The 6,745-nt window shown below is 69.9% G+C and carries 7 protein-coding genes; 3 read left to right on the forward strand and 4 right to left on the reverse strand.

Annotation, left to right across the window (positions count from 1 at the left end):
* Nucleotides 1-2: 2 nt before the first annotated feature.
* The 3 genes from GRF61_RS06535 (at nt 3) to GRF61_RS06545 (ending at nt 4,308) form a co-directional block, all read left to right on the forward strand.
* Nucleotides 3-905 carry a histone deacetylase gene (locus GRF61_RS06535; RefSeq protein WP_169149874.1) on the forward strand — a complete coding sequence of 301 codons (903 nt, stop codon included), beginning with the start codon at nt 3-5 and terminating at the stop codon, nt 903-905.
* A complete protein-coding gene (locus tag GRF61_RS06540; RefSeq protein ID WP_169149875.1) occupies nt 902-1,801 on the forward strand; it encodes a DUF429 domain-containing protein in 900 nt (299 codons plus the stop codon). The genes GRF61_RS06535 and GRF61_RS06540 overlap by 4 nt, the downstream gene beginning before the upstream one ends.
* 146 nt (nt 1,802-1,947) lie before the next feature.
* On the forward strand, nt 1,948-4,308 hold the full coding sequence (locus tag GRF61_RS06545; protein ID WP_169149876.1) for an EAL domain-containing protein: 2,361 nt from the start codon (nt 1,948-1,950) through the stop codon (nt 4,306-4,308).
* 157 nt (nt 4,309-4,465) lie between these two features.
* Here GRF61_RS06545 and GRF61_RS06550 read toward each other — a convergent pair whose 3' ends face one another.
* The 4 genes from GRF61_RS06550 to GRF61_RS06565 form a co-directional block, all read right to left on the reverse strand.
* Nucleotides 4,466-5,155 (reverse strand): ankyrin repeat domain-containing protein, encoded by a 690-nt coding sequence (locus tag GRF61_RS06550; protein ID WP_169149877.1) that lies wholly within the window; start codon nt 5,153-5,155, stop codon nt 4,466-4,468.
* Nucleotides 5,142-5,912 (reverse strand): TatD family hydrolase, encoded by a 771-nt coding sequence (locus tag GRF61_RS06555; protein WP_169149878.1) that lies wholly within the window; start codon nt 5,910-5,912, stop codon nt 5,142-5,144. Before GRF61_RS06555 ends, GRF61_RS06550 begins: the two co-directional genes overlap by 14 nt.
* A gap of 10 nt (nt 5,913-5,922) precedes the next feature.
* Complete coding sequence (locus GRF61_RS06560) at nt 5,923-6,288, reverse strand: PilZ domain-containing protein (protein WP_169149879.1); 366 nt, start codon at nt 6,286-6,288, stop codon at nt 5,923-5,925.
* On the reverse strand, nt 6,285-6,745 hold a 461-nt coding region (locus GRF61_RS06565), incomplete at its 5' end, for a DNA polymerase III subunit delta' C-terminal domain-containing protein (RefSeq protein WP_282447145.1). The genes GRF61_RS06565 and GRF61_RS06560, both read right to left, overlap by 4 nt.

Here is a 6,745-nt window from a genome sequence, read left to right on the forward strand (position 1 = left end):
GGATGCGACTCTTCTACGCCGATCACTTCGTCCTGCCGCTGCCGGCCGGCCATCGCTTCCCGATGGAGAAGTACGCCCGTCTGCGCCAGCGCCTGCTGGACAGCGGCCGCTTCGCCAGCGCTGACTTCGCCGTGCCGGAGGCCGCCAGCGATGAGGAAATCCTGCGCGCCCACGACGCCGGCTACCTCCAGCGCGTCGCCAGCGGTGAGCTAAGCACCGCGGAGCTGAAGGCCATCGGCTTCCCCTGGTCCACCGCCATGGTGGAGCGCTCCCGCCGCTCCGCCGGGGCCACGCTGGCCGCCTGCCGTCATGCGCTGCAGGCTGGCTGGGGCGCCAACCTCGCCGGCGGCACCCACCACGCCCATCGCGACGCCGGCTCCGGCTTCTGCGTATTCAACGACGCCGCCATCGCCGCGCTGGCAATGTGCGCCGAAGGCCGGGTGGCGCGCGTCGCCATCGTCGATTGCGATGTGCACCAGGGCGACGGCACGGCCACCATCCTGGCCGGCGAGCCTCAGGTCTTCACCTGCAGCCTGCACGGTGCGCGCAATTTCCCCTTCACCAAGGCCCGCAGCGATCTGGACGTGGAACTGGCGGACGAAACCGGCGACGCAGCCTACCTGGAAGCGCTGGCCGGCGCACTGGATGTCGTCTTCGACGATTTCCGCCCGCAGCTGCTGATCTACCTCGCCGGCGCCGACCCCTACGCTGGCGACCGCCTCGGCCGTCTCGCGCTGAGCAAGCCCGGCCTGCTCGCCCGCGACACCGCCGTGCTGCAGCGCAGCCGCCAGGCCGGCGTGCCGGTCGCCATCGCCATGGCGGGCGGCTATGCGCGGGAAATAGACGACACGGTGGACATCCACCTCGCCACCCTGCTCGCCGCGGCGGAGCTGCTACGGCCGTGAACCCCGCCACCACCGCGCTGCTGGGCGTGGACTTCACCTCCGCGCCCCGCAAGCGCAAGCCCATCACCGTCGCCCACGGCCACCTCGTCGGTGAGGCCGTACTGCAGCTGGACGGCTTCGAGCATCTGCCCGACTGGGCAGGCTTCGAGGCCCTGCTTGCCCGCCCCGGCCCCTGGCTGGGAGGCTTCGATTTCCCCTTCGGCCTGCCGCGCGAAGCGGTGGCCGACCTTGGCTGGCCGGCAAGCTGGCCGGCGTTGGTGACCCATTGCCAGGCCCTGGGCAAGGCCGCCTTCCGCCAGGCACTGGACCGTTACCGAGAAAGCCGCCCCGCCGGCCGCCGTTACGCCCACCGGGCAACCGACACGGCGGCGCTCTCCCACAGCCCTTTGAAGCTGGTCAATCCACCGGTCGGCCTGATGTTCCTGGAAGGCGCACCGCGCCTGCTGGCCGCCGGCCTCAGCGTGCCCGGCCTGCAGCCGGGCGACCCACGGCGGATAGCACTGGAGGCCTACCCCGGCCTGCTCGCCCGCAGTATCAGCCGGGCCTCCTACAAGAGCGACGACCCGCGCAAGCATTCGGCCGAGCGGGAAGCCACCCGCCGCCTGATCGTCGACGCGCTTGCCAGCGGCAATCACCCGCTACGCCTGCAAGTGCAGGGGCGGGACGCGCTCCTCGGCCAGTTGCTCGCCGACCCCAGCGGCGACCTGCTCGATGCCGTGCTGGCACTGACGGAAGCCGCCGCCTCCCTGCTCGCTGGCCCGCCCGCCTTCGGCCTGCCCAGCGAGACCGATCCGGTGGAGGGCTGGATCGCCTGCGCGCCGCTGCCCTCCACCGCCACCGCACCTGCGCCGTGGCGCATGCCGCCAAGCTCTACCTTGACCGCCCGATACGATTGATGGTTTGATCGGCCTTCGCCTTTCGTCGTAACCGCACCGCCATACCGAGAGCGCATGCCGTCCTCCATTCCCCCGACGCCAGCAGACCGCTCCCGATGTTTCCACAGCGCTGCGGCCCGCTTGTTCTCGACACCCCCCTGCCAGCCATGACGCAAGCCCGGCGCCTCCTCGCGGCCAGCCTGCTCGCCATTGCAGCCGGCCTGTTCGCCGCACCGCGCGCGCAGGCCGCGCCCGTGGCCAGCCCCGCCGGCGTCGCCGAATTCGAGCCCTTCCGCAACCACGGCGCCGCAATGTTGCTGCTCGCCCCCGGCGACGGCCGCATCCTCGATGCCAATGCCGCCGCCACCCATTTCTACGGCTACCCGCCGGAGCAACTGATAGGCCGCACGCTGGATGAACTCACGGCGCTGGACAACGAGGCCATCGCCGGAGAACGCGCACTGGCGCAGCTCGAATCGCGCAGCCACCTGGTACTGCCCCAACGGCTGGCGAACGGCCGGGTACGGGCGGTCGAGTTCTATGCCTCGCCGCTGGCCGGCAGCACCGCCGGCGGCGGCCCGGCGCAGCTTGCTGTGCTGCAGGACGTGGAGGGCCTGCGCGAAGCCGAGGCGCGGCTCGCCGAGTACCGCCTGCATACCGAGGAGGCCATCCTCCGCAACAACCGCGAGGCGGTGGAGACCCAGTCCCGGCTGCGCCAGGCGCTGCTCGCCGCGGTACTGATACAGGCGCTCATCATCGCCCTGCTGATCGCCAACGTCGCCCGTCGCCGCCGCGTCACCCGCGCCCTGGTGCACCGCGAGGAACAGCTCACCGCGCTGATCGACGCCATGCCCGACCTGGTCTGCTTCAAGGATGGGGCCGGCCGCTGGCGCCAGGTAAACGCCTTCGCGGTGCGCCAGCTCGGCCTGGAGGGCATCGATTACCACAACTGCCGCAACCTCGAGTTGGCCGAACGTCAGCCCTTCCACCACGATACCTTCCATGCCTGCGAGGCCACCGACGAAGCCGCCTGGCAGCAGCGCGGCGTTTACCGCAGGGAAGAGCGCATCCCCTCGCCTGACAACCCGCACAGCGTGTTCGACGTCATCAAGGTGCCACTTTTCAACCCGGACGGCAGCCGCCGCGGCATGGTCGTCATCGGCCGCGACATCACCGCGCGCAAGGCGGCGGACTCCGAGATCGAGCGCCTGGCCTACTTCGACCCGCTCACCAACCTGCCCAACCGCCGCCTGCTGCAGGACCGCATTGCCAACGCCCAGGCTGGCGCCCGCCGCAGCGGCCGCTACGGCGCGATCCTGCTGGTGGACCTGGACTACTTCAAGACGCTGAACGAAGCCCGCGGCCACGAAATGGGCGACCGCCTGCTGAAGGCCGTCGCCGAGCGCCTCACCGGTTGCCTGCGCGAAGCCGACACCGTGGCCCGCTTCGGCGGCGACGAGTTCGTGCTGCTGCTGCCGGATCTCGCCTCCCACGCCGGCTTCGCCGCCGACATGGCCCGCAGCGTAGCGGCGAAGGTGCGCAACGCGGTCGCCCTGCCCTACCCGATGGACGACGAGGACGTGGTCGTGGCTGCCAGCATAGGCGTCACCCTGGTCCCCAATGGCCAGGCCACCACCATCGCCGACCTGCTGAAGCAGGCCGAGACCGCCATGTACCAGGCCAAGGAGGCCGGCCGCGACCAGGTGCGCTTCTTCGAGCCGGAGATGCAGGCGCGGGTGGAGGCACGCTTCGCCCTGGAGGGCGACCTGCGCCATGCGGTCGAGCGCGGCGAGTTGCAGATGTACCTGCAGCCACAGGTGGATGCCGCCGGCCAGATCCAGGCCGCCGAGGCGCTGATGCGCTGGCAGCACCCGCAGCGCGGCCTGGTGCCGCCGTCCCACTTCATCCCGGTGGCCGAGGAAACCGGGCTGATCCTGGAACTGGGCGAATGGGCGATGCGGGAAACCTGCCGCCTGCTCGCCCGCGCCGAAGCCACCGGCACGCCGATCCGCATGGCGGTGAACGTGAGCCCGCGGCAATTCCACCGCAGCGGCTTCATCCGCCGGGTGCGCGACATCCTGGCCGAAACCGGCGCCGACCCCACCCGGCTGACGATGGAGGTGACCGAGGGCCTGGTCATCGACCGGGTACACCAGACGGTGGCGACGATGTCCGAACTGCGCGCGCTGGGCGTGCATTTCTCCATCGACGACTTCGGCACCGGTTACTCCTCCCTCGCTTACCTGAAGCGTCTGCCAATCAACGAACTCAAGATCGACAAGACCTTCATCCAGGACGCCCCCACCGACCCCAACGACGCGGCGCTGATCGACACCATCCTGGCGGTCGCCGCCCACCTGCGCCTCAACGTCGTCGCCGAAGGCGTGGAGACCCGCGAGCAGGCGGACTTCCTCACCCGCCGCGCGCCCATGCTGTACCAGGGTTATCTGTTCGGCCGGCCGGAGCCGGCGGAGGGATTGCTGGAGCGGCTGGCGGCGCAGAAGGTGGTGAACCCGGCGGAGAACTGAGAAGGCTGCGCCGCAAGCGCTGTGGCATGCAGGCCTCAGCCTGCTCCGGCGGACGAAGCAGGATTTCGCTTTCTCCGCCTGCGCACCATCAGGAGAGAGGGGAGAAAACCAAGCGCTCCCGGACGAAAGCCTCGCCGCCTGGCGGCAGCGGCAGGCCTTACTGGATCTCGATCCGCAGCCCCGGCGGCTCGATGCCGCGGCGGCTACGCTCGGCACGGATCAACTCCGCGATATCGGTATTGCCGTTGGACAGCGCCCAGGCATCCGCGGTGTAGCCCGCGTCGTTGATCTGGTTGAGGTCCACCGGCGTCTTCAGCAGGCGCTTGACCACCCCGATGTGGCCATTGCGGGCGGCCAGCATCAGCGCGTTGGCCTGGTTGGGCGCCAGTGCGCTGGGGTCAGCACCGGCAGCCAGCAGGCGGTCCAGCAACGCTTCGCGGCCTTCGAAAGCCGCATAGTGCAGCGGCGTCCAGCCATCATGGTTGACCGGCGCTCCGGCGGCAATCAGCAACTCCGCCACATCCTCATGGCCGCGCAGCACCGCCAGCATCAGCGCGGAATCGCCAGCCTGGTTGCGATAGCCAAGCCGCGGACGGTACTGCAGCAGCGCCCTCACCGTGGCGGCGTTACCTTCGCGGGCGGCGAGGATGAGCAAGGAATTGCCGTTGGCGTCCACTGTGTCCGGGTCGATGCCGCGGCGCAGCAGATCGCTCAGCTGAGCGGTATCGCCCAGGCGGGCGGAGCTGACGGCATCTTCATAGCTGCCAGCCATCGCCGGCGCGCTGACGGCGCACAACAGGGCAAAAGCGGCGGCAGAGAGCAGGTGGCGGGTATCAGGCTTGGGCATGGCGGAAGAGGCGGAAGAAGTTCTCGGTGGTGGCGCTTTCGATGCGCGCCAGCGGTTCGCCACGCAGGCGGGCGATTTCCTCGGCGACGTGCACCACCCAGGCGGGCTGGTTGGTCTTGCCGCGATGCGGCACCGGCGCGAGGTAGGGCGAGTCGGTTTCGATCAGCAGGCGGTCCAGCGGCACGTAGGCGGCCACTTCCTTCAACTCGGTGGCGCTGCGGAAGGTGACGATGCCGGAGAAGGAGATGTAGAAACCCTGGTCCAGCGCGGCCTCGGCCACTTCCTTGCTCTCGGTGAAGCAGTGCATCACCCCGCCAGCCTCGCCGGCGTTCTCCTCGCGCATCAGCCGCAAGGTATCGGCGGCGGCGCTGCGGGTGTGGATCACCAGCGGCTTGCCGCAGGCGCGTGCGGCGCGGATGTGGGTGCGGAAGCGCTCGCGCTGCCACTCCGGCGCGTCCTTGTGCCAGTGGTAATCCAGCCCGGTTTCGCCGATGGCGATCACCTTGGGATGGTCGGCCAGCGCCAGCAGGCGGGCGACGTCCGGCTCTTCGCAGCCGGCATTGTCCGGATGCACGCCGACCGAGGCCCACAGGTGCGCGTGGCGCTCGGCCAGGGACAGCACCGCTGGGAAATCCTCCAGCGTCACGCTGATGCACAGCGCGCGGTCCACCCCGTTCTCCGCCATCGCCGCCAGCACCTCGACCTCGCGCTCGCGCAGGTCGGGGAAATCGAGGTGGCAATGGGAATCGACGAACATGGAATTGCGCTCAGAGGGTGTGGGTGGGGCGGCTGGAGCCAAGGTGGCCGGCCAGGATCTGTTCGATGCGCGCCTTCAGCGCGTGGCCGGCTTCATCGGCGGAGAAATGCACGCCTATGCCCTGCGTCTTGCCGCCCTGCGCGCCTTGCGGCGTGACCCAGGCGACCACGCCAGCCACCGGATGCTTGGTCGGGTCATCCATCAGTTGCAGCAGCATGAACACTTCGTCGCCCAGGCCGTAAGGGCGCGGCGTCGGCACGAAAATGCCGCCATTCACCAGGAAAGGCATGTAGGCGGCATAGAGGGCGGACTTGGAGTTGATGTTCAGCGACAGCACGCTGGGGCGTGCCGCCATCGGCCGGACGGTGTCGTTCATCCTCGCGCTCCGTGGGTTGCCCGCATGTAGCGCAACAGCATGTCTTCGAGGACGAGACGCATGTTCAGGGGATGCTGGGCTACGCGGCGGATCTGGCTGAGCTCATTGTAACAGCCCGTCACCGCCGCCACTGTGGCGCGGGCGGCCAGCGCCTCCAGCTGCGCCGCCTGCCCGGGGAAGAAGCGCACCTTGCCGCCCAGGCGCAGCGCGGCGATGTCCGCCACCCAGCGCTGCATCCAGTCCACCAGTTGCGGCAGGCCGAAGCCGGCGGCCAGGGTCTCCTTGGACTTCAGCCACGCCTCCCACTGGCCGGCCAGCTTCAGGGGGTCGCTGCCTTGCGGCCGGGCGACGTCGGCGACGAAGCGCTGCAGCAGCGCCCTCCCGCCCTGCGCCGCCAGCCGTTCCGCCGCCAGCGGCATGCCGCCGCAGATGGCGACCATGGCGGCATCCACCTCTT

The organism is Azoarcus sp. TTM-91, assembly GCF_012911025.1.
GTDB lineage: Bacteria > Pseudomonadota > Gammaproteobacteria > Burkholderiales > Rhodocyclaceae > Azoarcus.

Coding starts and splice junctions, on each gene's coding strand:
- GRF61_RS06535 (WP_169149874.1), top strand. CDS start 3: ATGCGACTCTTCTACGCCGATCACTTCGTCCTGCCGCTGCCGGCCGGC.
- GRF61_RS06545 (WP_169149876.1), top strand. CDS start 1,948: ATGACGCAAGCCCGGCGCCTCCTCGCGGCCAGCCTGCTCGCCATTGCA.
- GRF61_RS06550 (WP_169149877.1), bottom strand. CDS start 5,155: ATGCCCAAGCCTGATACCCGCCACCTGCTCTCTGCCGCCGCTTTTGCC.
- GRF61_RS06555 (WP_169149878.1), bottom strand. CDS start 5,912: ATGTTCGTCGATTCCCATTGCCACCTCGATTTCCCCGACCTGCGCGAG.
- GRF61_RS06560 (WP_169149879.1), bottom strand. CDS start 6,288: ATGAACGACACCGTCCGGCCGATGGCGGCACGCCCCAGCGTGCTGTCG.